This is a genomic window from Colwellia sp. MB02u-14 (assembly GCF_014076915.1).
Classification (GTDB): Bacteria; Pseudomonadota; Gammaproteobacteria; order Enterobacterales; family Alteromonadaceae; genus Colwellia_A.
In genome coordinates, this window is sequence record NZ_JACGUX010000062.1 from 341,732 (window position 1) to 366,630 (window position 24,899).

Consider the following 24,899-nt stretch of genomic DNA (forward strand, 5'->3'; position numbering starts at 1 on the left):
AATTTAAGTGAAGAATAAGTGACCTCATGGATCCAAAAATAGAATTATTAGCACCCGGCGGTGATGTCGAAGCAATTAAAGCAGCTATTATTGCTGGCGCCAATGCCGTTTACTGTGGCCTAGATACTTTTAACGCCAGAAATCGTGCTACTAATATCTCATTTGATCAGCTTGTGGGTGTTATTCGCTTAGCTCATCAGTATCAATGCGAAATTTTTTTAACCTTGAATGTTGTTATTTTAGAACGCGAATTTGCTTCACTGGCTAAATTATTAACCAAACTTGCTAACACCACACTCGATGGCGTTATTGTGCAAGATATTGGTATGTTCTACATTCTTAAAAAGTATTTCCCAACACTTGATATTCACGCATCAACACAATTAACAACACATAATGTTGGTCAAATACCTTTCTTGAAAAAACTTGGCGCGTCACGCGTGAATTTATCAAGAGAGTTAGATTTACGTGAAATAACGGCTATGGCAGCAGCAGGTAAAGCGCATGATACGTTAACTGAAGTTTTCGTGCATGGTTCATTATGTGTCGCATTTTCTGGGCTGTGTTATTCAACTTCTGCCAGTGTCGGTAATTCAGGTAATCGTGGTCGTTGTAGCCAAGCTTGTCGTGAAGAATATGAGCCAACGGCAACAGGTAATAAATTCCCGTTAAATATTAAAGATAACTCTGCATTTTTTGATTTACCTGCACTTATTGAAGCGGGTGTTCATTCATTTAAAATTGAAGGCCGAATTAAAGGCGCGAGCTATGTACACACGGTTGTTGACAGCTTTCGTAAGCAAATTGATGGTTTTCTTAAAACGGGTGAGCTACTTGAAGACGGTGAAAGACTATACAAAGTATTTAACCGCGATTTTTCTAACGCCTTTTTACGTGGCGATTTAAACCAATCAATGTTTACAGAAAACCCGCGTGATAATTCTAAATATTATGCCGTAGATAAAAGTAATGCGATTTCTGTTGTACAAATTCAAGAAGTTGAGCAAAAGCTTAATGATGAGAAGCAAGTTATAAACGCTTCTGTTGACGATAAAATAAAACACTTAACGATTGATAAAATACCGTTAACGTTAACTTTTTCAGGGCAGAGTGATCAACCACTCACCTTAACAGTAACCACAAAAGAACTTTCTCAACAACAACCTTTTGTTGATGCTGACAACAGCGATAAAGGCATAGAAACTAAAAGTTTTGAACTAAAGTCACAAAGTGTTTTAGTAAAAAGTGGCAAAATCAGTATTGATAGGGAGACCGTTGAAAAGCGCTTTAAGAGTTTCAATAATGCACATTTCAACCTTGTAGAAATACTCACACAAGGCTTAGAAGACGGTTTAAGTATTCCTTTTAAAGAATTAACGGTGTTAAAAAATCAAGCCGCATTCCTTTTAAACAATTCAAAACCCGTAATAGCTGAAGTGCAATTACCTAAGTTAACTAGGCATCCGAAAGTAACAACCACGGTTGATGCAAAAGCAGAGCTATCCATTCTTATTTGTGATGAAAGTGATGTAGAATTAGCCAGTTTAACTGATGCTGACATTTACTTTAAACTGCCTGAAGCTTATAAACGCGGTTGCACTAAATATGTTGGTTTTCTAAAAGACAACCCTCGTCTTATCCCTTGGTTTTCTTCGGTATTAATTGGTAAAGATTACGACGTCGCAGTTAACATATTAGAACAAGTAAGACCTGAGCTTATTGTGACTAATAATACCGGTATCGCTTATGAAGCCAACCGGTTAGGTATTCAATGGATAGCAGGTCCATTTCTAAACACCACGAACTCTTACGCTTTACTTGCGATGCAAGAAGGGTTTGATTGTAAAGGAGCGTTTATTTCTAACGAAATAAACCGTCAGCAAATCAGAAATATTGCTCGCCCTGAAAATTTCAAACTGTTTTATAGTATTTACCACCCCATTTTATTAATGGCCAGCAGACAGTGTTTCTTTCAACAAAGTGTTGGCTGTGAAAAACCACGTATTGATAATGGCTGTATGCTGTCATGTGATAAATCAACCAGCATTACTAATTTGAAAGGTGTTTCGTTTGCTATCGACAAACAAAAAGCAGGTTACCCAAGTATTTATAATCAAGATCAGTTTTTAAATACTGAGATTATTGAAGACCTAAGTGATTTATTTGACGGCTTTATGGTTGATTTAACGAACATTGGTTCTGGTGATAAAGAAATGCCTGAAAAAGCGTTGTTAATTACTCAGTTTGAGGCGTTACTTAAAGGTAATTCAAACGTTTCTGAAACACTGAATGTTATGGTGCCAGAGTCAACTGACAGCCAGTATCACACGGGATTGTAACTAGCCCTTATAATTCATAACGTTGCAGCGTCTATTATCATAGTAAATAATAAAACGCTGCAGCTTATCGTGAATATTCACCCCTTCTCTGTAGCGTCTAATTATTGGTATAACACACTTTTGTTTTCGCTACATAGTCATGTAAGCAACGCTTTTCTTTACCAAAAATAAAGAGTGGGTTAACAATACCTGCAATAAATTGACCACCAAAAGGCACTATTGAAAGTATTTGCATCGGTATCATACGCTTAAAGTAAATTGTCGTTAAATTTGCCTTGGTATTATCTAAATTCTCAATACGAATTGACATAAAATTCTTACCAATCGTTTGGCCATAATGGTAAAGAAGATAACCATGTAAAATAAAACCTACCATAATGCCATAAGCAAGTAACATCACCGATAAAGAAAACGTGGGGTCAGTAAGTATTTCAAAATCAACATAAATAAAAATAGGTATGACAGAAATTATGCCAATAACACCGTCGATTAAGGCGGCAATGAAGCGATCACCTCTTGTTGCTTTTTCGCCAACTCTTTTTGTATTGTCAACTTCCTCAGGATGAATAACAGGCCTTTCTTGAATCAACCGGTTAATTTCCTCTGCTCTTTCAGGGTACTTCTCACTATCGATAGTGTCTGCTGCTGAATGTAGTTCTTCTAATGTATATGACGTAAAGTCAATTTTTGAATCCATGTAGATCACTGCTCCTTCATTAAAAAGAAGAATTAGTTTGTGTTAAAAACTCAATTTCTTCATTGCTTAATACTCTGTTTAGTATTTTATTGCGGTGCGGATAACGCCCAAATCTTTCTATTATTATTTTATGCTGTTGTTCAAAATCTATACTTGAATCAACGCCATTGTCAAAATACAACTTAATAGCAACTTCATGTATTGCTAGAGATTCACTGTGCATAAACGGCATATAGAGAAAGTTTCTTTCAAGTGCATTTAAATATTTATCAGCACCAACATTAATCGCTTCTTGGGCAAGCGCTAAAGCAAGCTTATCAGCAGCAAAAGAACGTGGCGTATTACGGTACATATTTCTAGAGAATTGGTCTAATAAAATAATTTCAGCAAGCCGACCTTTAGGTGTTGATCGCCATAGAAATAACTCACAGTTGTTGGCCAACTGATGGACCGTTGAAAACCTGTTGATAATAAGTTCATCAAGCGCTAAATCTTTCACCCACCATTGTGACGGTTCTATTTCTTTAAACCAGAAATTTAAAATATCGTCTTCGTTCATTTACAACACCTTAGTCCGCTTGCTAATGAAACAAGATTTATTTAAAAGTAACTTTGCCGCCAATCATTTTAAATGCAGGCATGCCACGAATTAACATCTCACGTGAAAAGATACTTTCGCAGTTTGGACAAACGCAAGGGATAACAGTAAAGTCTTTAACTATACGTACTTTAAAACATTTAACTAAAGCCCCTTTACCGCCTTTTTTATACTTATACAAAGGTGCTCTGCACTTACTGCAATAAATATCGACAGACTTTTCCGGGACTTTCTTATTAGGCTTAGCCATCAGTTAAAAATGTCAGCCGTTATTGATTTTCTTTTAGTTTAGCTTTAGCCGCTTCAACCTTAGCAAAATCTAAACCTAATTCTTCAACCGCTTCTTTAATGAGATCAGGGCTAGTCATCACCATCATCATAATTGATTGCAGCTTCTCAGGTGGTAAACCTAATGATTGAATATTCATCATCGCCATCATTGGATTTTCAGTTAGCACTTGAAAAAGTTCTTTAATTTTTTCTTCACTTACATTTAATTCTTTTAACGCCTGAATAATTGGGTTCATTATTTTTCCTAAAACTATAAAAATTATATAATTGCTATTGTCGCTATTTCAACAGACATTTACCAATATATTTTCTTGATTCACTCACTCTATTTAATGTGAGTAAAGTTTACTCCGCATATTTTATTTTAGAGCGAATACAAAATAATAGAGATATTTACATCGTGTAACTAAGCGGTTTATCGAACAGGGATTTTTTTCTGCTCATCAAGTTTAATTAAATAGGCATTCCTACCAATGCCCATAAACTCTTCGTCAGTATAAACAACGGTATTATCATCATAAAAAGTCACCGATTCTTTTTGCGTAATGGTGCCTAGATCTATTTCATAAGCATCACCTGAACAGAAGTCATCATCTTGCCAATTTTCAAATAACCCTAGTCTTTGTGAGTCGAGTAATACCAATTTCTTTTTGTTTGGACTTAGTGCCGCCAAAGTTATCCAACAAAGTTTCTCATGATGGGTACAAGTGCTAGATGCACTGAGTTTCTTGGCTTGGTGATTAGCTGCATAAGCCCCTATTCGATATAAGTTAGTTTCTCCATCAAACGGCACCGTTCTATTGTTTGTCAATAAATACAATTTCTTTTTGTAAAAAACAAACGCTTTTAAATCATATTTTTTCTGATTTTCTTTTGGCGGATAACTTATTTGCTCTGGATACATAAATTTAATTATTTCAGCGCTGGTAGTCTCTCCTTTAATATCAATAGGGTTTTCTATTTTATATATCGTTAACCATTTTCGCTTATTCTCGTTATTACCAAAGTCTCCTAAAAAGAAATGTCCAAAATCATCTTGAGTCATGTCTTCCCAGTAAATATTCTTAGCGTTAGTGATAAAAACCGTTTTACTTATTGTCCCATCAGGTTCAACTCTGTATAAATTAGGTTGATCTCCTCCATCATTTATTGACCAAAGCTTACCTTTTTTATCAAATTCAATACCTGAAACTTCAGTGAGCTTTCATCCATGGAGACAAGCTTATTATTAAAATGATGCTTAATTGATGAGCCGACAACAATATAAATCAACGTACTAAAATAAAGGGTTATTTTAAGGCTATTATAAACTATTTAGGGCGTTTAAGAGGGCATGTTTTTTTTCCAAAAACGTTTTACCATTTTTTAGTTGGTTGTAAAACGCTTCTACCCAGTATTTAGCGATGGAGTGGTGTGCCATAGATTTTCATATAATGTAGCTTGGTTAACACTGGATTATAAAATGAAATAAATGAGGTAATCGTAGACTTTAATAGGTGGGCAAGTTTACAAAGTATATACCAGCATCTCTATGATAAATGTATCTAAAGAGATGCTAAAATCAATCTGCATCTCTTGGTTTGGCTTATGGCTTAAAATACCACTAAAAAGCTCAAAATTAACGTTAACCGCTAGATACCTGTATAGCCTTTTATACGCGCCAATCCCTTGCACACTTATCTGGGCCACGAGGACCCACGATATAATGAATCTAATAAATCAATGAACCCACAAAAGACTGGAGACTATATCAGTATTTGCCGTTTATTCTGGATCAGCATACCCAGACCAGATATCGGCGTTGATGGTATTGACTGGCGTTTTCTTTTTACGTTTTTTCTTACCTGTACCTTCAGGTTTTGCCATTGGCTTCTCTGCGGCAGTTATTGAATCACTACTCACTTCATCCGCTTCAAACCCCTTTACTTGCTCACGTTCAAGACGAATTTTATTCTTTTTTTCAATGACACTAAAGTGGTGGAAGTCTTCATGATCTATTAATGACAATGCTAAGCCTACTTCGCCCGCGCGGCCACTTCGGCCAATACGATGCATGTAGTCTGATGGACTTCTCGGTAAATTGAAATTGATCACCACAGGCAGTTTTTCAATGTCTATACCGCGTGCAGCAATATCAGTAGCAATTAGCACGTCAATCTCACCGGCTTTAAAGCCGTCAAGTACTCTACTGCGTTCACCTTGGCCTTTATCACCATGAAACACCTCGGCGGTAATACCACGTTTAGCTAATTTTTCAGCTAAATGCTCACAATGGTGTTTAGCATTAACAAAAATCAGCGCTTGTCGCCATTCATTTTCTTTAATTAAATGTGCTAACACAGCGGTTTTATCACCCTTGTTAACGGTAAAAACACGCTGTACCAAAGTACTCGCATCGCTGCTTTGCACTTGTATTTCAATCGGATTGTGCAGTAACGCTTGAGTTAACGCTTTTACTTGATCAGGAAAAGTTGCTGAAAATAATAATATTTGTTTTTTCTTAGGTAATAGAGCTAACAGCGCAGTTAGCTCTTCAGTAAAGCCTAAACTTAACATTCTGTCGGCTTCATCAAGCACTAAGGTTTTCACCAAATCAAGCTTGACGGCATTACTTGAGATCAAATCGAGTAGTCGACCCGGCGTTGCAACCAAAATATCAGCACCACCACGTAATGCCAGCATTTGTGTATTCGCTGATACCCCACCAAAAACAGCAAGCGTTTTAATCGCGCCGTTAAAATGTGCCGAATAAGACTTAATACTGTCAGCAACTTGTTTAGCCAGTTCACGGGTCGGCACTAATATCAGTCCAGATACATAGTTACCTTTGTTACTTAATGATTTATCCACGCTTTTTTGCTGAAAAAGGTGCTGCAAAAGTGGTAATGCAAAAGTGGCTGTTTTACCCGAGCCTGTATTTGCCCCTGCAATTAAGTCATGCCCCGCTAATACACTGGGTATAGCTTGTGCTTGAATAGGCGTAGGTTGCTGATATTCCAGTTCAGTTAATCGAGCTAACAAAGGGGGAATAAGGCCAAGTTCGTTAAAATTTGCTGGGGTTGCGACAGAAGTCATTAATTAAAGGGCTCAAAGCTTAGATAAGTGCCGCTATTTTAGCTTATTTATGGCGGGTAAGTTAGTGAATTCGATCAGACAATACTTTAATGTTGTTCAGCACGACGTTATCAAACCATCATATTCGTTTTATTTTATGTTAACCCAATATTTAACTTGGTTTTACCCTAACACTCAAATACAGAAATAGAGAAATACTGACCTTTATGTATTGCCTCTCAAAGTAATGAGTGTAATTAGTATCAGATATGCATAACTGACTCAACTCCCCGTAGTTACATAATCAATCATTATCTTTAGACGTTACACTGCTATTACTTCTAATCCGTTAAAAATTTGCCAAAAAATTAAGACCCATAACAACTGGCGATTCAGAATCAACCTAACATCAGTAAACATAAAGCTATTCTTTAATAATGTGTTATCAAAAAAATTGAGGTTATGGGATATAAATTCAATAACAAAGCAAAAGAGTGTGAATTCCTATTTTTTAAGTGATAATGCGCCATCGAACTTCCGTAGTTTATGATATTAACGATATAACGTTGATTGTATTGATAAATTGCTAATAAACAGAGATATGATGAAAACAGTCACTAAACTAATAACATTATGTGCGTTAACCCTAAGCCTATTTGTAAATATCAACACAAGCGCCGCGACGTTTACTTTTACTGCGATCCCTGATGAAGACGAATCTCAACTTAGAACCCGTTTCGAGAAGGTTGCTCTTTATTTAGAGCAAAAACTTGGCGTTAAAGTAGAGTATGTACCGGTAAAGTCTTACTCTGCAGCGGTAACAGCCTTTAGAAATAACCAAGTGCAACTTGCCTGGTTTGGCGGTTTATCTGGTGTACAAGCCAGACGATTAGTACCAGATTCGCAAGCGATCGCCCAAGGTTATGAAGACCAGTTTTTTAAAAGCTATTTTATTGCTCACTATAGTACGGGCTTAGAGCGCAGCGAAAGTTTTCCTGCTATTAGCCAGAAAACCTTCACCTTTGGTTCAAAAGGCTCTACATCAGGTCGATTGATGCCACAATATTATATCGAAAAGCATTTAGAGAAAAAGCCACAGCAAGCGTTTAAACGTGTTGGTTTTTCCGGTGACCATAGCCGTACTATTGCCCAAGTGCAAGCGGGGGCTTATGAAATTGGTGCCGTTAATTATAAAGTCTGGGAAACAACCCTTGTCTCAGGAAAAATAGACTCGAATAAAGTCAGCGTGATTTGGGAAACACCTGCTTACCCTGACTACCAATGGACAATACGCGCAGGTGTTGATGCTAAGTTTGGCAAAGGGTTCAAAGATAAAGTACAGGCGGCATTGCTTAACATGAATAATCTTGAGCTACTAAAAAGTTTTCCTCGTTCTTCATTTGTTAACGCGACAAATAAAGATTTTGAACCGGTATTAACCGTCGCTAAAAAGATAGGACTTATCGATTAATGATAATAATCGACAACCTAAACCTTCATTATAATAAAACAGCCAAGTATAGCTCTGGTAAAACTACCGATAAGAACACAGGTAAAAGCACCGGTAAGCATAAGGCATCTACACAGGTTATTTTTGATCTGAGCCTAACCATCAATGAAGGTGAAAAAGTTGCGATTATTGGTCCATCAGGTGCAGGAAAATCTAGCTTACTGCACCATTTGTATCAAACCTTACAAAGCCGTGCAGCTCTTTGTTCTCAACGACAAGGCTTAGTTGATAATTTAAGTATTTATCACAATGTATTTATGGGCACTTTAGCCCGCCATCACTGGTTATATAACTTAATAAATTTAATTAAGCCGTTCAAAAAAAACCTCAACGAGATCACCGCACTTTGTCAGCAGTTAGAGTTAGACCAACCCTTGGCTAAAAAAGTAAATCAGCTTTCTGGAGGGCAAAGACAACGAGTTGCATTAGCAAGAGCCTTGTATCAGCAACAAGGAATTTTTATTGGTGACGAGCCTTTTTCTGCGCTTGACCCATTAATGACGGCAAGATTACTCGACATCGTATTCGCACAGCACAACAGCGTCATTATGGTGATGCATGACCGAGAACTTGCAATGAACGCCTTCGACCGTGTTATCGCCTTAGATAAAGGTCGACTGGTACTCGACAGCAAACAGCAGAGTATTAACCAACAACAAATTACCAAGCTCTTTCAAACGAGCGCTGTCGCGTAGGTTTATTTTATGGCGCCGCTTAAAAATAGACAATATCCTTTGGGCTATTGGCAAAAAGTCACTTTATCAATTTGGCTTATCGCCTTGGTTATTCTTCCTTTCGCCGATATAGAAATTGTAAACTTCGACCCTTTTCTTGAATTAACGCTGATGGCACAAGGGTTAATGTCCCCCAATTTTTTTGCCACCGAATACCTCTTTCAAGCGGTAATTCAAACCATTAATTTTGCCATTATCGGTGTATTTTTAGGGTTAATAGTTGGTGCACCCCTTGCCCTAATATATCAAAACCCCATAGTCTCTGGCTGCTGCTCTTTTTTTCGGGCTATTCATGAAATCTTTTGGGCACTGTTATTCTTACAGGTTTTTGGTCTTTCTCCCATCACCGGGATTTTAGCGATAGCGATCCCATTTGCCGCAACTTTTGCCCGAGTATTTCACGATATTGTCAACCAATCATCAGACAGCCCTTTAGAAATTATCGATAGCCGCGCAGATATTATTAGCCGTTATATTTATGGAAAAATAGCTCAGGTGCTGCCGCAACTTATGGCCTACACTCGTTACCGCTTTGAATGTGCCCTACGCAGTAGCGCCGTCCTCGGTTTTATTGGTATGCCAACGCTAGGTTTTTATATGGAAACAGCTTTTAAACAAGGGAATTATAACGAAGGCGCCGCATTATTGATGCTATTCGTTGCTCTTATTGGCACCATTCGTTATTGGTGCCCACCTAAATTACTCGGGGTTTACCTCGTTATTGCTTGCGTCACATTGGTAGAGATTCCTGCGGTAGACAGCAGCTTATTAGTCCGGTTTATTAGCCAAGATATATTGCCACCGATGTTGGTAAACACGGCGACGTTTGCAGAAGTGCAATGGCTTTCACTCTATGTTTGGCTTAGCGATATTATAACACTGCAAGCGATTCCAGGCGTAATAGCGACCATGACTTTAGCCTTACTTGCCTTGTCAGCTACCCACTTTGTTACTTTAAATGCTCATGCTTTAGCAAGTAAACAATTATCGCCAGTGCCATTAACTTGGTTGGGACAGTTAATGTTATTAATAGGCCGCTGCGTACCAGAATATATTTTAGCATTTATCTTTTTAATGCTGCTTGGCCCTTCAATGTTACCGGCAATAATCGCATTAGCCATACACAATGGCTGCGTTATCGCCTACTTGGCTGTTCGACAAAGTAACACCATTGCACCACAGCAAATGCAGATAAGTAAGCTAAACCAATTTAACTACCACATAATGCCGAGTATCTATCCTAATATAATGGCCTTAATGTTCTATCGTTTTGAGATAATCGTACGAGAAACTGCCGTGTTTGGCATTTTAGGTATTATGACCTTAGGATTTTATATCGACAGTAGCTTCAGCGAAATACGCTACAGCAATGCACTGGTACTGATCACCTGTACCGCCCTGCTCAATGTCGTTATTGATATCCTATCAAGACGACTGCTTAAGTTACCAAAAGCGAGTCAAGTGAGTTGTTAAACTTTATTTATTTAGCTAAAGACCATTGCCAAAACACCTAAAAGTAAGCAAATAGATACCTTAGCCCTTGTTGTAAGACCAGTTTCTTGGGCAGTGCAGACGTTAGCATCGAAAATTTACTTATGACTTTTAATCGCTAAAAGCAGAAAATTGCTACGTTAATTTTAATTGCTCACTTTTGGCAGTAATAGAGACAAACTTTCTGTCATTTATTTAAAAAGTAACCTGACATAGACCGTATATGACTTTACTTCTCCCCCCTTGCAGCGAAATACAGTGAATTGGTTTCTCTCACCACCCACTGTATATTTTGTAAAAGCATTTAAAAAAATGGTAACTTATCTTTTTATATAGGTCCTTTACCGATTATTTTTAGGCTTTATAAACTATTCCCCCGACTAATGTTGTGTATTACTGAATTAACCCTAGCGGCATTATTTTGTTTAAATAGCTGGAACTTCCAGGATGAATAGGGTATTTGGGGTTAGAAAAAATAACGTTCTGATTATTCTTCATTGCCTCATTAATAGCCGTTTGCAATTGCGGATCTATGTTTTTAATATAGTCTTTTGGCCAAATCTGTTTTTCAATCATTACCGGTACTCCTTGATTTTCAATCCCCCAATCACCATCGGGGAGATAAGCTCCTCGATTTGGAATTTGAACTTTTGCGTTATCTATCGTTTGCATTTTAAAACCCCACGGACCTATACCTGCACCAAACGTTTGTCTACCAACGCTAATGCCAAGCTCTGCCTTTTGAAACATAGTTGCAAATGTTTCTGCTGCCGAAGCGTTCCATTCATTGGTCAATAAAACCTTTTTGCCTTCAAAACTATTGACGGGAACCTTAAGGTCTTGGCCATATCTAAATTTATACGCGTAAAGAGGCTTGCGCTGTAGCATTGAGATCAGAAGATCAGAAGTGATACCGCCACCATTAAAACGTTGGTCGATAATTAACCCTCGTTTAGCTTTCGCGCCGTAATAACCGCGCAAAAAGTTTTCAATACCTTGAGCGTTATAACCGTCAATATGTAAATAACTTACTTGTCCAGCGCTTTGCTTTTCCACTTTACGTCGGTTATTTTCAGCCCAATCAGCGATTCGTAGTTGATCGTCTCTCATCAAAGGAATTACTTTTACTGTTCGACTGTTATCACCATTCGCGCTGGTAGAGACTTCCAAAGATATGACTCTCCCTGCCATATTCATTAGCGGACGATAAAGATTTTGCTCAGCGGTTAATGCTTGACCATTAATTGAAATTAGGTATTCTCCGTTTTTCACTCTGCTGCCTGGCTGATCTAAAGGTCCATAAACTCCATCTCTGCGATCGTAATGCCCTTGCTGATATATTTTAGATACCCGATAACGGCCATTAGCCACTATAAAATCGGCACCTAATAATCCCGGCTGACTATTTTTTTGTATTTTAATGCCATTGTCACCAGTTCCTAACCCTAAATGACTAACGGAGGTATGAGAGAAAATACGATCATTAAAACGCTTCAACCCTCTACGGCTGGTAATGTTAGGTATAAACTGTTGATAGTGTTGCTCTAACTCAATCGTGTCATAACCATGAACGTTGGCATCGTAAAACTGTTCTCTAAGGTATCGCCAAGAAGACTGATAGATCTGTTGCCATTCCTTAATCACATCAATTTTTGCCCCCAGTGACGGTATGCTAACTTCAATTACTTGAGGTTTTTCTTCACCAAAATCTTGGAGAGTAAAGTTAGCGCCCTTTTTATAAAGAACATATCGGCGCGAAGCGTCAACAGTGAACTGCTGGGTTGAATAGCTTAGCTGGGTAAGTTTCGCAGGTTTTTTAAGATCATAAAGATATAACGCCAATCTGGGTTCTGACACTTGCGCAGGGTTAACTGGCCATTCCATGGTTTGTAGCAGCATTTTCCCCGGCGATAATGCAGTAATACTTTCTAGGCCTTTATGAGGTAATGCTAACGGCATAATCCGTTCACCTATCTCATTAAAATCAATCTCGCCCCCTTGTTGAGTAACAGACCAATTTACATTCATATTAGGTTGATTAATAACAGGTAACACCGGAGGGGGAGTATTTTTTTGCAGTAAAATCACATTCAAATGACCACTAAGATGACTACTTTGATCATAAGCACTCAAGACACTCCATTTAAAGTCTGATGCAGCACGATTATAGCTCGACATAAAATAAAGATACTGACCGTTTTGATCAAAAGCGGGTGATGCCACATAGATATCGCCCTTAGTCATTTGATGACTTTTTCCTGTTGTTAAATCACGTACAAACAATGTTGGTAAATAATTATAAAGCTTTTTTATATAGGCAAAATAACGACCATCTCCAGACCAGACCCCAGACCAAGAGTCTTGACCGGGATCGTTGGAGTTATCGATTATCCTTGCCTTACCTGTGACTCTATCAAACAACCATAAATTCAACCGGTGATCAGCAAACGTTAAATATTGACCATTAGGCGACCAACTTAACTCATAATAAACCGACGGATGCTCTTCGATAATAAATGCTTCTGTTGTCTTTGATTTAAGGTTCATTAATGCCAGACGATTATCGCCATGGACATCACTGAAGTAAGCGATATGCTTACTATTGTGAGCAATGGCGACGCCAAATTCACTTACCCCTGGAGTTTGTGTCAAATTAATTGATTTTTTACTATTGAGATCAAAACTAAATAAATCACCTCTCGCTGATAAAATTGCCTTTTCACCTTCGGGCATTAGCTGATAATCAGTTAACCAACGTGAAACATCGACTCGACGATCTCTCATCAAAGAACGATCTAATGTGACGCTTACATTCAGTTTGATTACCCGGTTACTCGCTAAGTTTAAGGTATACAAAGCGCCATCACGGGCAAACGCTATATTCCCTTGCTCGCTATCAATGCTCGCAAAGCGCACGCCATATTTATCAAAATCGGTTAGTTGCTTAATATTAGCGCCAGACACATCACAAACAAAAAGATTATGAGTACCGGTTTGATCAGATATATAACTGATGCTGGTGTTATAAAGCATTGGAGAAAACGCATTGTATTTTTCGCCGACAATCAGCTGAGTGTCAAACGTTTTAGGTGTTAGCTTATAGATACCCGCACGCATGCCACCTCGGTAATAGCGAAATTCACTTAAGCCCGGAAAAATGCCCATGGGCACATAAAAATTACCCGCATCGCTATCACCAAAGGCATACTGTACGCCAAAAGGAAGGGATAATTCAGTTGGCCATTGTTCATTGACCGCAATTTGATATAAGCGATGGGCACGACCATTTTCACGTGCTGAGCGAAAAATTACCTTAGTATCATCTATGCTCCAAGCAACGGGCACATCAGCTAACGGATGGTAGCTTAGACGTTTGGTCAGACGGCTTGTTAAATCAAGTACATACACATCGCCTCGCCCTGTACTACGGCGAGTGAAAGCAACCTTAGAGCCATCTTTTGAAATAACAGGAAAAGCATCATCCCCTTTAGCAGGAGTCAGTACTGTGGCCTCTCCTCCTGTAACAGCCACCATCCAGAGTTGTCCATTACTGGCAAATACAATGGTATCACGGTGAATTGCAACACCTTCAATATTTAATGGCCCGCTCGTCGCCATCGATTGAGCATCAGCACTTACCAAGAGAGTAAGAAAGAGCAGCTTAAAAATAAGCGCCTTAGTAAAATTAACAATTGTCATATTAGTGTTCCTATTTCGCCAAATCTACAGCTATTGCTAGCCTAAGCCTTGCCGATATTAGATTACAAATGGGGGTTATTCGTAGCGAAGTGCCAGCATGGGATCCACTCGACTGGTCTTTCTCGCAGGAAAATATATCGCCAAACAAGAGAGACTCAACATGAATAATGGTACCAGTATAAATACCAGGGGATCTCGCGGGCCAACACCCGACAACATTGGACTTAACAATTCGCCAGCAACAAACGATAGTCCTAATCCTAAGACGCAACCAATGATGATCAGTTTTAGGCCAGAAGACATTAGCATAAAGACCAACGCTCGGGGTTGGGCGCCCAACGACAACCTAACGCCTATTTCGTGCTGACGTAATTTAACGCTATAAGAAACCACACCATAAGTACCAATAGTAGCGAGTAACAGTGCCAGTAAACCTAGACCACTGGTAGCAATTGCCAGCGCACGTAACGAGAACAACGAGCGAGAGACGGTATCTGTCATTGTTTCTATCATATTTAGTGCGATATCAGGGTTAAGCTCAGCAATTTTAGCTTTTACGTTATCGATCAGTAACGCTGGGTCTTGCTCGGTACGAACCACATAAACCAAACCATGGTCAAAGCGTTGCCCTAGCGGAATATACATATAAGGCTCATCCATACTGCCAATGCTACTATTAGCAATATTTTCAGCAATGGCTATGATTTCAAAAGCATCGTCACTGCTCGGTACAGAAAGATATTTACCCATGGCATCTGTTCCAACAAATAACGTCTTGGCCATTGCCTGATTAATGATCACCTTAGGCGATAAGTAACTTTGATCATCAAGGGTAAATTCACGTCCTCGCAGAAGTTTTGCGCCAATAGTCGCAAAATAGCCAGGGGTAATAATCGAATAAAAGGTTCTAGTCTCCTCTCCGGCTTCCATAGCCTCATTAAAAGATGAAACTAACGTTGCGGTTTTGTCGCCGCTCATTGGCGGGGTCCGCGAGATAACCACCGACTCAACGCCAGCAAGGCTTGCTAACTCATGATTTAACCGCTGAGAGTACGCTGTTTTTTCATCATCTAGGTAGCCATACAAAGACAAGTCGGTCTTAAATGTCAACAGATTAGTGGCATCAAAACCTGGATTAATATTGACAGAATTGTGCAGTCCTTTAATGGTTAAACCCGCAATAACCAAGAGAAAAACACTGAGCGAAAATTGAGTGATCAAAAAGAAACTACGTAACTTTGAACTTTGTACCTGCGTACCGCCAGCCTGAGGCTGCTCTTTAAGCGCGCTGAACAAGTCAGTTTTAGTTGCCTGCAGTGCGGGCACTAAACCAAATAACAGGCTAGATAAAAAAGCGGCGCCTAAGGTATAAAGCAACATGTTGGCATCAAGACTTGGATCTAAACTGAGCTGAAAGGGAATTTCTGCTGGCAAACTTTGTTTAAATACCACCACAGCCCAAAGCGAAAAGATAAAGCCAACCACACTCGCGACCAATGCCAGCATTAAATTTTCAATCATCAACTGACGTACAACCCGGTAACGTGGCGCGCCTAGCGCAAGCCTTACCGATATTTCCTGACGCCTTTCTGTAGCGCGCGATAACAATAACGCAGCCACACTTGAACAAGCCACCAGTAAGATTAACCCCACAACCAATGAGGCACCGAAGACCACCATAGAACGAGCCGTTTCAGGTATAAACGGAATGTTCGAATAAGGCACTGCTCTATGCGTGTTGCCTTCGTTAGTTTCTGGATATTGTGCCTGAAGTTTACTATCGATAGTGGCCATTTCCTGATTAACCGACTCCAATGTGGCGTTTTTCGCTAAACGCGCAACCGGTATGATCCAGTTATCATTACGTGATATTAAGCGAGCAGGTGAATCGGGATCAATAATATTCATCATCACCATCGGCAACCACATTTTTGAGCCAAAAGCGCCAAGCGCACCGGTAAAATCTGCTGGCATCACACCAATAATGGTCATGTCACTGCCATTTAATTTTATCTTGCGGCCAACAACGCTTTTATCTTCAGCAAATCGTTGTTGCCAGAAGCTATATGACAAAACAACAACCGGCATAGAACCCGGCGCTTGGCTGGTCTGGCGGTGAAAGGTTTCGCCATACAAGGGTTGAACACCTAAAAGATCAAAAAAGTTCGATGTTGCCATCTCAACAGGTAACATTTCAGGGCCTTCGGGCATTGAGACACTTGCACTTTGATAGCTGAAGCCCAAAATGCCCTCAAGCTGAGACACTTGATCGTTAAAATCAACTAAATCAGGGTAAGTAAATGTAGGAAGCCCCTCTTTTCCTGGGCGGTACTTATGAATTGAAACCAACTGTTCGGGTGCCATAACGGCAGGTTCATTTAACAACAAGCTGTTGAACATGCTAAATAGTGTGGTGTTAGGCCCTATGCCCAGCGCAATACAAAAAATGATCGCTAGGCTGAGCTTAAAACGCCTTGTTATTTGAACAAAGCCGTATTGAATGTCTTGCCATAAAGAGTCAATCATCATCATCTCCTTATGCGCTTTTTTTGTTTAGACGAACGCTACTATCAGTAATATTTTCACTGATTATTTTTCCATCGAGTAAATTGATCTGACGCTCAGCATAATTATTATATCGGGGGTCGTGGGTCACCAAACAAATAGTCGCACCTTCACCATGCAGTTTGTCGAGCAAAGACATAATCGCATTACCCTGCTCTGAATCTAGATTTCCAGTAGGCTCATCAGCAAGAATAATCGCCGGATCAGTCACTAATGCTCTAGCAACAGCGGTGCGCTGCTGTTGACCACCAGAGAGCTGCGTGGGAAAGTGTGCCATTCGCTCAGACATACCCACTCGAGCCAATACCGCTTCAACCCGTTCTTTACGCTCTTTGGCAGGTACACCTTGATAGACCAAAGGCAACTCGACATTTTTAAAAACGTTAAGATCGCCAATAAGATTAAAGTTTTGAAAGATGAAACCTATTTCACGGTTACGAATTGCCGAACGTTGATTGAGGTTTAGCGAGGAAACATCTGCACCGTTAAGCTGGTAACTTCCCTGACTCGCACCATCGAGCAGGCCGATCAAAGATAATAATGTTGATTTACCGCAACCTGACGGGCCACAAATCGCCGTATATTCACCTGGATATATTTCAAGATTAATACCACTAAGAGCAAGAGTTTCAACACCATTACCGCTGAAGTGCTTTTGAATATTTTGCATATTAATCACTGGAGACAGCTGCTGCTTTTTATTTTTCATGTTATTTATTCCTTGGTTAACTATGACTATAAGACAGCAGAGACCATGCCAAGTGATACTAATTCAATTTATTCATACACTTAGATTAATTAGACGGTGTAAGATTTGTGATTAATGTCCGTAATGAGACAGAGTACTGTCCCGATACGGGACACTTTAATGATGAGCACTTAATGGCAGTGGTAATTGTATTCTGGCAATACACCCTTGACCATGCGCTTTATTCATCAAGTTAAAATGACCGCCATGGACTTCAATTATGCCGCGGCAAACTAATAAACCAATACCTGACCCCTTAGCTTTGGTGGTAAAAAATGGCACAAACAAATTATCTTCATTGGCAACACCCTCTCCAAAGTCGGTAATATCTAACGTTAACCAAGTGTGATTATTACCTGGCCGAGTAAGCACTTGCCAACTAATTATTGGTGGTTGTGCATTGGTGCTCGCCTCAATCGCATTATTGATAATATTGACCAAAGCTTGGCTTAATAATTCACGGTCGCCATAAAGCTCTAACGGTTCACCTGAAAAAATTTGCACTGGAAGGCGTAACTCTTGCTTCACTATTTCAGCAAGCCAAGGCTGTAAATCAAAATAATGAGGCACAGGTGTAGGTAACTGATTGAGGTTCTTATAAGATTGCATCATATAATTGAGTGCCGTTGTCTGACGTTCGATAACAGCCAACCCTTCAATACAATCTTGTTCCCAACCTTCATGACGTTCTGTTTGTCTGAGCGTCCAGCCTAATGTCTGACTATAAGATTTTATCGGCGCGAGAGCATTACTTATTTCATGACGCAATACAGCGACTAACCTTTGCCAAGCTTCTAGCTCTTTTTCTCTTAATGGTGCGGTAAGGTCTGACATAATTACCAATTCTCTTGGTGCACCAAACTCTCTATATTGTGCTTTTTTAATCAACCAATTACTGGCACTACCTGCAAGATTTAAGCGCAACACCTTGTTATCTGCACTAGCCAAGCAAGCAGCCAACCCCAACATTTGCGCACTTTTTTCTAATACCTCTTTGCGTGATCGGTTAAGCAGTAACAAACCTCGTTCATTGACCATACAAAGATTGCCGTGGGGATCAAAAGCAAAAAGCGCTACATCAACTTTTTCAACCACCCTTGCAAACAAGGCACCCGTTTCGGCAGCTCCGGTGCGTTCAGCATGTAATAAATCCCTGAGTCGATTAACTGAACGCACGACTTCATCAAGTATTTGACCACGCTCACAAAGCCCAAGTCGAATAGAATAGTCCGACTCTGCTAGAGACATCAATGCATTTGAGATACTTCGCAAGGCAAACAATATTCGCCTTTGTAAATAGACCAATGACCAAATAAACGAGCCAACGACCATAAATAGCAATGTCCAAAAAAGGTGTTCTGGCAATTTAGCCATAGAAAGTAAAATTAAACTGACAAAGCAAAGTGGTAATATCGCAATTAAGGAAGCGATAAGTACCCAAAGTTCGGGTTTATGTTCTGATTTACGTTCGCCTTTGGTTTTAGACTTATTTGGTGAACTCATCGATTCACTTCCAGTCCATATTTCTCAATACGTCGATATAATGAACTTCGGGCGATACCAAGTTTTTCGGCGGTTTTTTTCATATTGCCATGATATTGATTTATTGCCTTTTCAATCAGCAGTTGCTCGACTTGTTCTAGAGTCATGTTCTCATAATCATCAATCGCACTGCTCGATTTAGCAGTTAAACCCAGTTCTTTGGAGGTAATTTGTAAACCTTGAGCCATTAATACCGCCCGTTGTATACAATGATCCATTTCTCTGACGTTACCTGGCCAAGGATATACACGCATTAATTCAAGACAATCACGCGAAAAGGTTAACGCTGCTCGATTATATTTTTGACTATAGGTTTGCAGAAAATTATCCGCCAGCGCTTGAATATCTTCCTCACGCTCACGCAGTGGTGGCAGTTTTATCTCTATGGTATTAAGACGAAACAACAAGTCTTCGCGAAACTGTCCCGAGCCACATAAATCACTTAGCACGGCATTAGTCGCTGAAATTAATCTAGCATTAGTGTGCTCAGTTAACGATGAACCCACAGCTTCATATTCACCCGTTTCAATTACCCGAAGGAGCTTGGCTTGCATACCCATAGATAAATTGCCAATTTCATCAAGAAAAATCGTTCCATTATTGGCCAATTTAAAGCGACCGTCGCGATTAGACTTTGCATCGGTAAAAGCGCCTCTGACATGGCCAAAAAGCTCACTCTCAAATAAGTTATCAGGAATTGCGCCGATATTAACACTGACCATTGTATTATTAGAAAAGTCAGACTGGTCATGAATCAATCGAGCGATAACGCCTTTGCCCGTTCCATGTTCGCCAGTGATCATTACATTAGTATCAGTTTTTGAAATACGCGCGATCAAATTAAGCACAGGTTGCATGGTTTTTGAGGTAGCAACAAAGTCTATTTTATCTGCGCCGGATAGACGTTTGTTTTCAGTTTTAAGATTATCTACCTGATCAAGGGCATGACCCAGAGCAACCTGATTTTGCAAAATAGCCAGTAAACGTTCGTTATCCCATGGTTTTTCGATGAAATCTCGTGCCCCTTTGCGCATTGCATCAAGGGCAATGTCCATATTGGCAAAAGCGGTCATAACAACGACCGGTAAATGTGGCGCTATATCTTGTATTTCAGACAACAGGCTCAAGCCTTCCTGACCTGAAGTGGTATCTCTCGAATAATTAAGATCGAGTAACACGGCATCAAATGCTTTGCACTGCACTAAACGTATAACATCAGCAGGTGTTTGAGCTGAACTCGTCGTAAAACCTCTGCTACGTAACAACGCTTCAAGCGCCATGATCACATCACGCTTATCATCAGCGATTAGAATTAAACCCTTTGACATATATTACTTTTATTTTAATATTTTCTTAAATCATATAGATTTTGTAGCAAGTGTAAACCAATAGGCGAAGCTAACTTCAATGGTAGTGACCATAAATAACGTTACTATGTGATTAAAAACTTAGAGTAACTAAGTTAAGTGATCAAAAAATGATCAGTAAGCGAGTTCATGCTATAAAAAACAATTTGTTTTCGTTTTATAATTTATTGATATTGTGTAATATTAAGAAAAATTTAATTTTATGGAAGAAATTTAAGGGTCGTCCCATAATAAGCGGTGAGACATTTAGCGCTATTAAAAACGTTAAACAGCCCTGCCCCTTTATTAGCGCTTTAGAATATTCCCTTTGATTTAATTTAAAAACACCACTAACACCACCAAGCCAAGTTTTTCATGGGGAGGTAATGTGTAAAATAGTATTATAAGAATTACCTCTATATTTAATATTAAATTTGGAATGTAAAATGAAAATTATAAATAAAATATCGTTATTGTTCATGACGTTAATAATGTCTACGTCAGTATTTTCTGAAGAAATTTTATTTGGCAAAGCCGTCAATGAAGAGGCAAAAGTCAGTATTTCTACATTACTTGCAAGCCCAACTGAATTTTTAGATAAAGAAGTGACTATTTCAGGCACTATTGTTGGTGTTTGTAGTAGTCGTGGATGTTGGGTGGATATAGCCTCAGATGCAAAGTTCGAAAAATTACGTATTAAAGTACGTGATGGCGATATGGTTTTTCCCATTCACTCGAAAGGCCGTCAGGCATTGGCAACCGGCACGCTTCAGGCGATTGAATTAAGTTTAGAAGAAACAAAAAAGTACAAAGTAAATTTAGCTAAACGTCGTGGCGACACAATAGATACCGAAAATATAACGGTGGCAATGTCAATTTATCAACTTTCACCAATTGGGGTAAAAATTCTTGATTAAAGTAGGTTCAATTGACTGGTTTAAACTCAATAGCACCTTACACCGAGATATTGGTTATCTTTGTATCGGCTTTACCATTGTTTTCGCTATCTCTGGCATCGCTTTAAACCATGTAGGAGATTGGGATCCAAATTATATTGTTGAGCGCACTGAAAAAGTATTTCTTGCTAAGAGTGACTTACCAGACAAACAATTAAACGTTGAGCTATTAATGTTATTTCCAAACAGTGAGCCGATTAAGGCAACTTATTGGGAATCAGTTACACAATACAAATTGTTTTTTAAAAATGGTGGTGCAATAACGGTCAATTTTGCTAAAGAAACTGCCGTTTACGAATATTTTCAGGAACGTGTTATTTTTAAACAATTTAATACTTTACATCTCAATGAAGCAAAAAAGGGTTGGATTGTTTTTTCTGATATTTATGCGGGTTTACTGCTATTCTTGGCTTTGTCGGCACTTTTTATGGTGAAGGGAAAATATAGTGCTTGGCGTTTAAAGCGTGGCTGGTTAATTATTGTGGGAGGTAGCATTCCACTGATTTATATATTCTGGTAATAAAAATAGTTTGTGATTAATTTACAATAATAGGCTTAAGATCACTATCAATAAAAAACCGAAGGTGATTTTAATAAAATGAGTAAAAATCACCCGTATTATGTGCGAGCTCTGTCAAGTTCAAATGCTCTGTTGAGTGCTTTCTCGCTTAGTTTTCTTAGTAAATTTTTATTAAATTGGATGGATTGATCAGCAACCGCATTATTAATATATTTTGAGGTTAATTTGATTGAATTTACGTCTAATTTAGTTTCCATTTGAATACCTAATTAATTACTACTGACTATTGTATCGGCAGGTTTTCAATTTTATTAACTTTATAATGTTAAAAAAGTGAATGAATTACCCTCTATAGGTAAAGTTAGTAACTCTACTCAAACTTAAAACAGCACCTTTGGGGGTTAAAATACCTAAATATTTATATGCTAGAAAATATCCCCTATCAGCTGTTCAATGATAAAGAACTTGGCCAAACGACTATATTTTTACTCCAAAAACTCGAGTGCTAGCTAAAGTAAACGTAATGCTTCATCCTGCCCTGCTAAAATTTATTGTTTCGAAAATCACTAAATGCTTGCATAACTTCGGCCTCGGTATTCATTACAAAGGGCCCGCCTCTAGCAACAGCTTCATTAAGTGGCTTGCCTGATATCAGTAAAAACTGACTCATTTCCGATGATGCAGTAATTGACACCAAATCACCTTTAGATAATAATCCAAGATGATTTTGAGGAAGGTTTTTACCCGTACTACCTACCGAGATGCTCCCTTTAATAACAAAAATAAAGGCATTGTCATCAATAGGCAGGGTTTGTTCAAATATCGTTCCTGCGGGTAAATGCACATCCATATAGGTAGGTTTAACATGGTTATTAATAACTGGACCAACAGTTCCTTTATTCGTTACCCCAGCAATAATCCTTATTTCACTACCATCGTCACCGTATTCCATTGCTAATTTATCCGCGGGAAACTCCTGATATACCGGCTCGGTCATTTTATGTGTTTTAGGTAAATTGACCCAAAGCTGAAACCCTTTAAGCAAGCCAGATTCTTGTTCAGGCATTTCAGAGTGTACAATGCCTTTTCCTGCCGTCATCCATTGCACACCATTCGCAGAGATAACCCCTTCATTACCTGCACTGTCTTTATGGCGCATTCTCCCCGCCAACATATAAGTAACGGTCTCAAAACCTCTGTGTGGATGTTCTGGAAAACCACCAATATAATCATTGGGTTGGTCAGATTCAAAAAGATCGAGTAGCAAAAATGGGTCAAGCATATTCAGCACGTTGTTGCCAATAAAGCGCGTAAGCTTTACGCCATCGCCATCTGAGCCAAGTTGTCCTTGAGAGAGAGATGACAGCTCTCGCATAGTGATATTTACAGTCGCTTGAGTCATATTAATGTACCTTGTTAATTTTGCTGTAAGTATAAGTATATCGCTAAGATAGTTCTTAACTCTCAGTAGATAATTCAAACTTGATAGACACATAATAATTGTTTACATTACGAGAATAAACACCCGTTAACTAAAAACATAGTTTACCAAAAAGAAACAATCGTTCTTGAACATAAGTGGAGATGATATGGGACAACTTGAAGATATGTATATATTTTTGCGTGTTGTTGAAACAGGCAGCATCACCAAAGCAGCTGAGCAAATGAATATTGCTAAATCAGCAGTCAGTAAGCGACTCTCTTTGTTAGAGCAAAAACTTGGCATTAAGCTGATCAATCGCACCACTCGAAAATCGAGTATTACAGAAGCGGGACAGCGTTATTACCATCGAAGTAAATTAATCGTAGATGAAGTAGATGAATTAAATAGTCAAACAACAAGCAGTAATAGCGCATTAGAAGGAACATTAAATATTGCCGTCCCGTTATCGTTTGGACTCACTCATCTTGCTCCAGCACTTGATTTATTTTTACAACAGCATAGCGATTTAAAATTAAATATTAATTTTTCAGATCAAAAAATAGATATCGTTGAACAGGGAGTTGATTTGGCCTTTCGCATTGGTCAATTAGATAATTCTACTTTGCAAGCGCGAAAAATTGCCCCGATAAAACATGTGTTATGTGCGAGTCCTGATTACTTAGTGTTACATGGAAAGCCAATAACACCAGACGATTTAAAACAACACAGCGTTATTAGATATGGTAGTTCTGAACAAAGTGGTATCAAACTTCTCAGTAAAGAGGGGCAAGAACATATTGTGCATCTTGAACCCAATATTATCGCAAATAATGGCGACTTTCTAAAATCACTCGCTGAATCGGGTCACGGGATCACCTATTTACCCACGTTCATTGTGTGGCAATCACTAGCCACTCAAACATTAGTCCCCGTGTTAGAGGCATATAAACTCCCTACCATGCATGCTTATGCCGTTTATCCTCCCAACAGGCACCTGCCATTTAAAGTGCGTAGCTTGATTGATTTTTTGGTTGAGCGATTTGGTGATAATCCCTATTGGGATCAATAGGGGTGAAGTTGAGGTGTTTTGTTTAAACACAGACAAAACACTACCTTTTGAAAGTCAGCTAAACTAGCTTTACGCCATCAAAATAACCTTTTTATCACTATAAACACCACCACCCTCTTTATATTTATGACTGTCTCTATATACGTGATCAAGTAACTATCAGTTTTACCCATCTAATTATTGTCAAAATAAGAACAAATACTTATTTTTTTATGTTTGTTCACTTTTTAATTACGAATAAGATAGCCTCATCAACAAAGTAAGTCACTTTACAAAACGCCTAACGTTGATAAATAACATGAACTTTCACTCAAATA

Annotated in this window: 19 protein-coding genes and 1 pseudogene; 7 read left to right on the top strand and 13 right to left on the bottom strand. The window is 38.8% G+C overall.

All coding sequences use genetic code 11. The annotated features are described in order from the left end of the window. Window positions 1-26 precede the first annotated feature (26 nt). Window positions 27-2,339 carry a DUF3656 domain-containing protein gene (locus H4J52_RS06370; RefSeq protein WP_182179840.1) on the top strand — a complete coding sequence of 771 codons (2,313 nt, stop codon included), beginning with the start codon at window positions 27-29 and terminating at the stop codon, window positions 2,337-2,339. 97 nt (window positions 2,340-2,436) lie between these two features. Here H4J52_RS06370 and H4J52_RS06375 read toward each other — a convergent pair whose 3' ends face one another. From H4J52_RS06375 to H4J52_RS06400, 6 genes and pseudogenes are all read right to left on the bottom strand, one after another. After that, complete coding sequence (locus H4J52_RS06375) at window positions 2,437-3,036, bottom strand: RDD family protein (protein ID WP_182179838.1); 600 nt, start codon at window positions 3,034-3,036, stop codon at window positions 2,437-2,439. Between the two features lie 19 nt (window positions 3,037-3,055). Continuing rightward, a complete protein-coding gene (locus H4J52_RS06380) occupies window positions 3,056-3,595 on the bottom strand; it encodes a DUF924 family protein (protein WP_182224381.1) in 540 nt (179 codons plus the stop codon). Window positions 3,596-3,632: 37 nt separating this feature from the next. Then, window positions 3,633-3,884, bottom strand: coding sequence for a hypothetical protein (locus tag H4J52_RS06385; RefSeq protein ID WP_182179835.1), 252 nt, complete (start codon window positions 3,882-3,884; stop codon window positions 3,633-3,635). A 19-nt stretch (window positions 3,885-3,903) separates the two neighbouring features. After that, window positions 3,904-4,161 (bottom strand): DUF2999 family protein, encoded by a 258-nt coding sequence (locus tag H4J52_RS06390; protein WP_182179833.1) that lies wholly within the window; start codon window positions 4,159-4,161, stop codon window positions 3,904-3,906. Window positions 4,162-4,340: 179 nt separating this feature from the next. Next, window positions 4,341-5,239: pseudogene (locus H4J52_RS06395) on the bottom strand (hypothetical protein). A 450-nt stretch (window positions 5,240-5,689) separates the two neighbouring features. Then, entirely contained in the window at window positions 5,690-7,000 is a 1,311-nt protein-coding gene (locus tag H4J52_RS06400) for a DEAD/DEAH box helicase (RefSeq protein WP_182179831.1), read from the bottom strand. 583 nt (window positions 7,001-7,583) lie between these two features. On the opposite strand from H4J52_RS06400, the gene H4J52_RS06405 reads away from it, so the two are divergent. From H4J52_RS06405 to H4J52_RS06415, 3 genes are read left to right on the top strand one after another with little or no spacing between them, the layout of a single operon-like run. Continuing rightward, window positions 7,584-8,450, top strand: coding sequence for a putative selenate ABC transporter substrate-binding protein (locus H4J52_RS06405; RefSeq protein ID WP_182224382.1), 867 nt, complete (start codon window positions 7,584-7,586; stop codon window positions 8,448-8,450). Beyond that, on the top strand, window positions 8,450-9,184 hold the full coding sequence (locus H4J52_RS06410) for an ATP-binding cassette domain-containing protein (protein ID WP_182179829.1): 735 nt from the start codon (window positions 8,450-8,452) through the stop codon (window positions 9,182-9,184). Before H4J52_RS06405 ends, H4J52_RS06410 begins: the two co-directional genes overlap by 1 nt. Window positions 9,185-9,193: 9 nt before the next feature. Next, the gene (locus H4J52_RS06415; RefSeq protein ID WP_182179827.1) at window positions 9,194-10,696 is read left to right on the top strand and encodes an ABC transporter permease; all 1,503 of its coding nucleotides are present in this window, start codon (window positions 9,194-9,196) and stop codon (window positions 10,694-10,696) included. Window positions 10,697-11,107: 411 nt separating this feature from the next. Here the strand turns inward: H4J52_RS06415 and H4J52_RS06420 are convergent, their stop codons facing one another. The 5 genes from H4J52_RS06420 to H4J52_RS06440 all read right to left on the bottom strand — a co-directional run bounded on the left by H4J52_RS06420 (window position 11,108) and on the right by H4J52_RS06440 (window position 20,596). Further along, a complete protein-coding gene (locus H4J52_RS06420) occupies window positions 11,108-14,413 on the bottom strand; it encodes a S41 family peptidase (RefSeq protein WP_182224383.1) in 3,306 nt (1,101 codons plus the stop codon). 75 nt (window positions 14,414-14,488) lie between these two features. Then, a complete protein-coding gene (locus tag H4J52_RS06425; RefSeq protein ID WP_182179823.1) occupies window positions 14,489-16,939 on the bottom strand; it encodes an ABC transporter permease in 2,451 nt (816 codons plus the stop codon). A 10-nt stretch (window positions 16,940-16,949) separates the two neighbouring features. Further along, complete coding sequence (locus tag H4J52_RS06430; RefSeq protein ID WP_182224384.1) at window positions 16,950-17,687, bottom strand: ABC transporter ATP-binding protein; 738 nt, start codon at window positions 17,685-17,687, stop codon at window positions 16,950-16,952. A gap of 156 nt (window positions 17,688-17,843) precedes the next feature. After that, entirely contained in the window at window positions 17,844-19,229 is a 1,386-nt protein-coding gene (locus H4J52_RS06435; protein ID WP_182224385.1) for a PAS domain-containing sensor histidine kinase, read from the bottom strand. Continuing rightward, the gene (locus H4J52_RS06440; protein WP_182179817.1) at window positions 19,226-20,596 is read right to left on the bottom strand and encodes a sigma-54 dependent transcriptional regulator; all 1,371 of its coding nucleotides are present in this window, start codon (window positions 20,594-20,596) and stop codon (window positions 19,226-19,228) included. The genes H4J52_RS06435 and H4J52_RS06440 overlap by 4 nt, the downstream gene beginning before the upstream one ends. A gap of 464 nt (window positions 20,597-21,060) precedes the next feature. On the opposite strand from H4J52_RS06440, the gene H4J52_RS06445 reads away from it, so the two are divergent. Together H4J52_RS06445 and H4J52_RS06450 are read left to right on the top strand one after the other, a co-directional pair. Continuing rightward, the gene (locus H4J52_RS06445; protein WP_259366742.1) at window positions 21,061-21,531 is read left to right on the top strand and encodes a DUF4920 domain-containing protein; all 471 of its coding nucleotides are present in this window, start codon (window positions 21,061-21,063) and stop codon (window positions 21,529-21,531) included. Next, a complete protein-coding gene (locus tag H4J52_RS06450; RefSeq protein ID WP_220460043.1) occupies window positions 21,524-22,090 on the top strand; it encodes a hypothetical protein in 567 nt (188 codons plus the stop codon). The genes H4J52_RS06445 and H4J52_RS06450 overlap by 8 nt, the downstream gene beginning before the upstream one ends. A 98-nt stretch (window positions 22,091-22,188) precedes the next feature. On the opposite strand, the gene H4J52_RS06455 is transcribed toward H4J52_RS06450, so the two are convergent. Continuing rightward, window positions 22,189-22,347, bottom strand: a complete 159-nt coding sequence (locus tag H4J52_RS06455; RefSeq protein ID WP_182179815.1) for a hypothetical protein — start codon at window positions 22,345-22,347, stop codon at window positions 22,189-22,191. 284 nt (window positions 22,348-22,631) lie between these two features. Then, on the bottom strand, window positions 22,632-23,492 hold the full coding sequence (locus H4J52_RS06460) for a pirin family protein (protein WP_259366743.1): 861 nt from the start codon (window positions 23,490-23,492) through the stop codon (window positions 22,632-22,634). 166 nt (window positions 23,493-23,658) lie between these two features. Between H4J52_RS06460 and H4J52_RS06465 the strand changes: the two genes are divergently transcribed. Then, window positions 23,659-24,582: a LysR family transcriptional regulator gene (locus tag H4J52_RS06465; RefSeq protein WP_259367823.1), complete on the top strand. Its 924-nt coding sequence runs from the start codon at window positions 23,659-23,661 to the stop codon at window positions 24,580-24,582. The last annotated feature ends 317 nt before the right edge of the window (window positions 24,583-24,899 follow it).

What these genes read in the sequence shown, in the direction of transcription:
- H4J52_RS06440 (WP_182179817.1), bottom strand. Translation starts at nt 20,596, where the DNA reads ATGTCAAAGGGTTTAATTCTAATCGCTGATGATAAGCGTGATGTGATC.
- H4J52_RS06380 (WP_182224381.1), bottom strand. Translation starts at nt 3,595, where the DNA reads ATGAACGAAGACGATATTTTAAATTTCTGGTTTAAAGAAATAGAACCG.
- H4J52_RS06415 (WP_182179827.1), top strand. Translation starts at nt 9,194, where the DNA reads ATGGCGCCGCTTAAAAATAGACAATATCCTTTGGGCTATTGGCAAAAA.
- H4J52_RS06375 (WP_182179838.1), bottom strand. Translation starts at nt 3,036, where the DNA reads ATGGATTCAAAAATTGACTTTACGTCATATACATTAGAAGAACTACAT.
- H4J52_RS06405 (WP_182224382.1), top strand. Translation starts at nt 7,584, where the DNA reads ATGAAAACAGTCACTAAACTAATAACATTATGTGCGTTAACCCTAAGC.
- H4J52_RS06425 (WP_182179823.1), bottom strand. Translation starts at nt 16,939, where the DNA reads ATGATTGACTCTTTATGGCAAGACATTCAATACGGCTTTGTTCAAATA.
- H4J52_RS06455 (WP_182179815.1), bottom strand. Translation starts at nt 22,347, where the DNA reads ATGGAAACTAAATTAGACGTAAATTCAATCAAATTAACCTCAAAATAT.
- H4J52_RS06370 (WP_182179840.1), top strand. Translation starts at nt 27, where the DNA reads ATGGATCCAAAAATAGAATTATTAGCACCCGGCGGTGATGTCGAAGCA.
- H4J52_RS06410 (WP_182179829.1), top strand. Translation starts at nt 8,450, where the DNA reads ATGATAATAATCGACAACCTAAACCTTCATTATAATAAAACAGCCAAG.
- H4J52_RS06430 (WP_182224384.1), bottom strand. Translation starts at nt 17,687, where the DNA reads ATGAAAAATAAAAAGCAGCAGCTGTCTCCAGTGATTAATATGCAAAAT.
- H4J52_RS06460 (WP_259366743.1), bottom strand. Translation starts at nt 23,492, where the DNA reads ATGACTCAAGCGACTGTAAATATCACTATGCGAGAGCTGTCATCTCTC.
- H4J52_RS06400 (WP_182179831.1), bottom strand. Translation starts at nt 7,000, where the DNA reads ATGACTTCTGTCGCAACCCCAGCAAATTTTAACGAACTTGGCCTTATT.
- H4J52_RS06435 (WP_182224385.1), bottom strand. Translation starts at nt 19,229, where the DNA reads ATGAGTTCACCAAATAAGTCTAAAACCAAAGGCGAACGTAAATCAGAA.
- H4J52_RS06420 (WP_182224383.1), bottom strand. Translation starts at nt 14,413, where the DNA reads ATGACAATTGTTAATTTTACTAAGGCGCTTATTTTTAAGCTGCTCTTT.
- H4J52_RS06390 (WP_182179833.1), bottom strand. Translation starts at nt 4,161, where the DNA reads ATGAACCCAATTATTCAGGCGTTAAAAGAATTAAATGTAAGTGAAGAA.
- H4J52_RS06385 (WP_182179835.1), bottom strand. Translation starts at nt 3,884, where the DNA reads ATGGCTAAGCCTAATAAGAAAGTCCCGGAAAAGTCTGTCGATATTTAT.
- H4J52_RS06445 (WP_259366742.1), top strand. Translation starts at nt 21,061, where the DNA reads ATGAAAATTATAAATAAAATATCGTTATTGTTCATGACGTTAATAATG.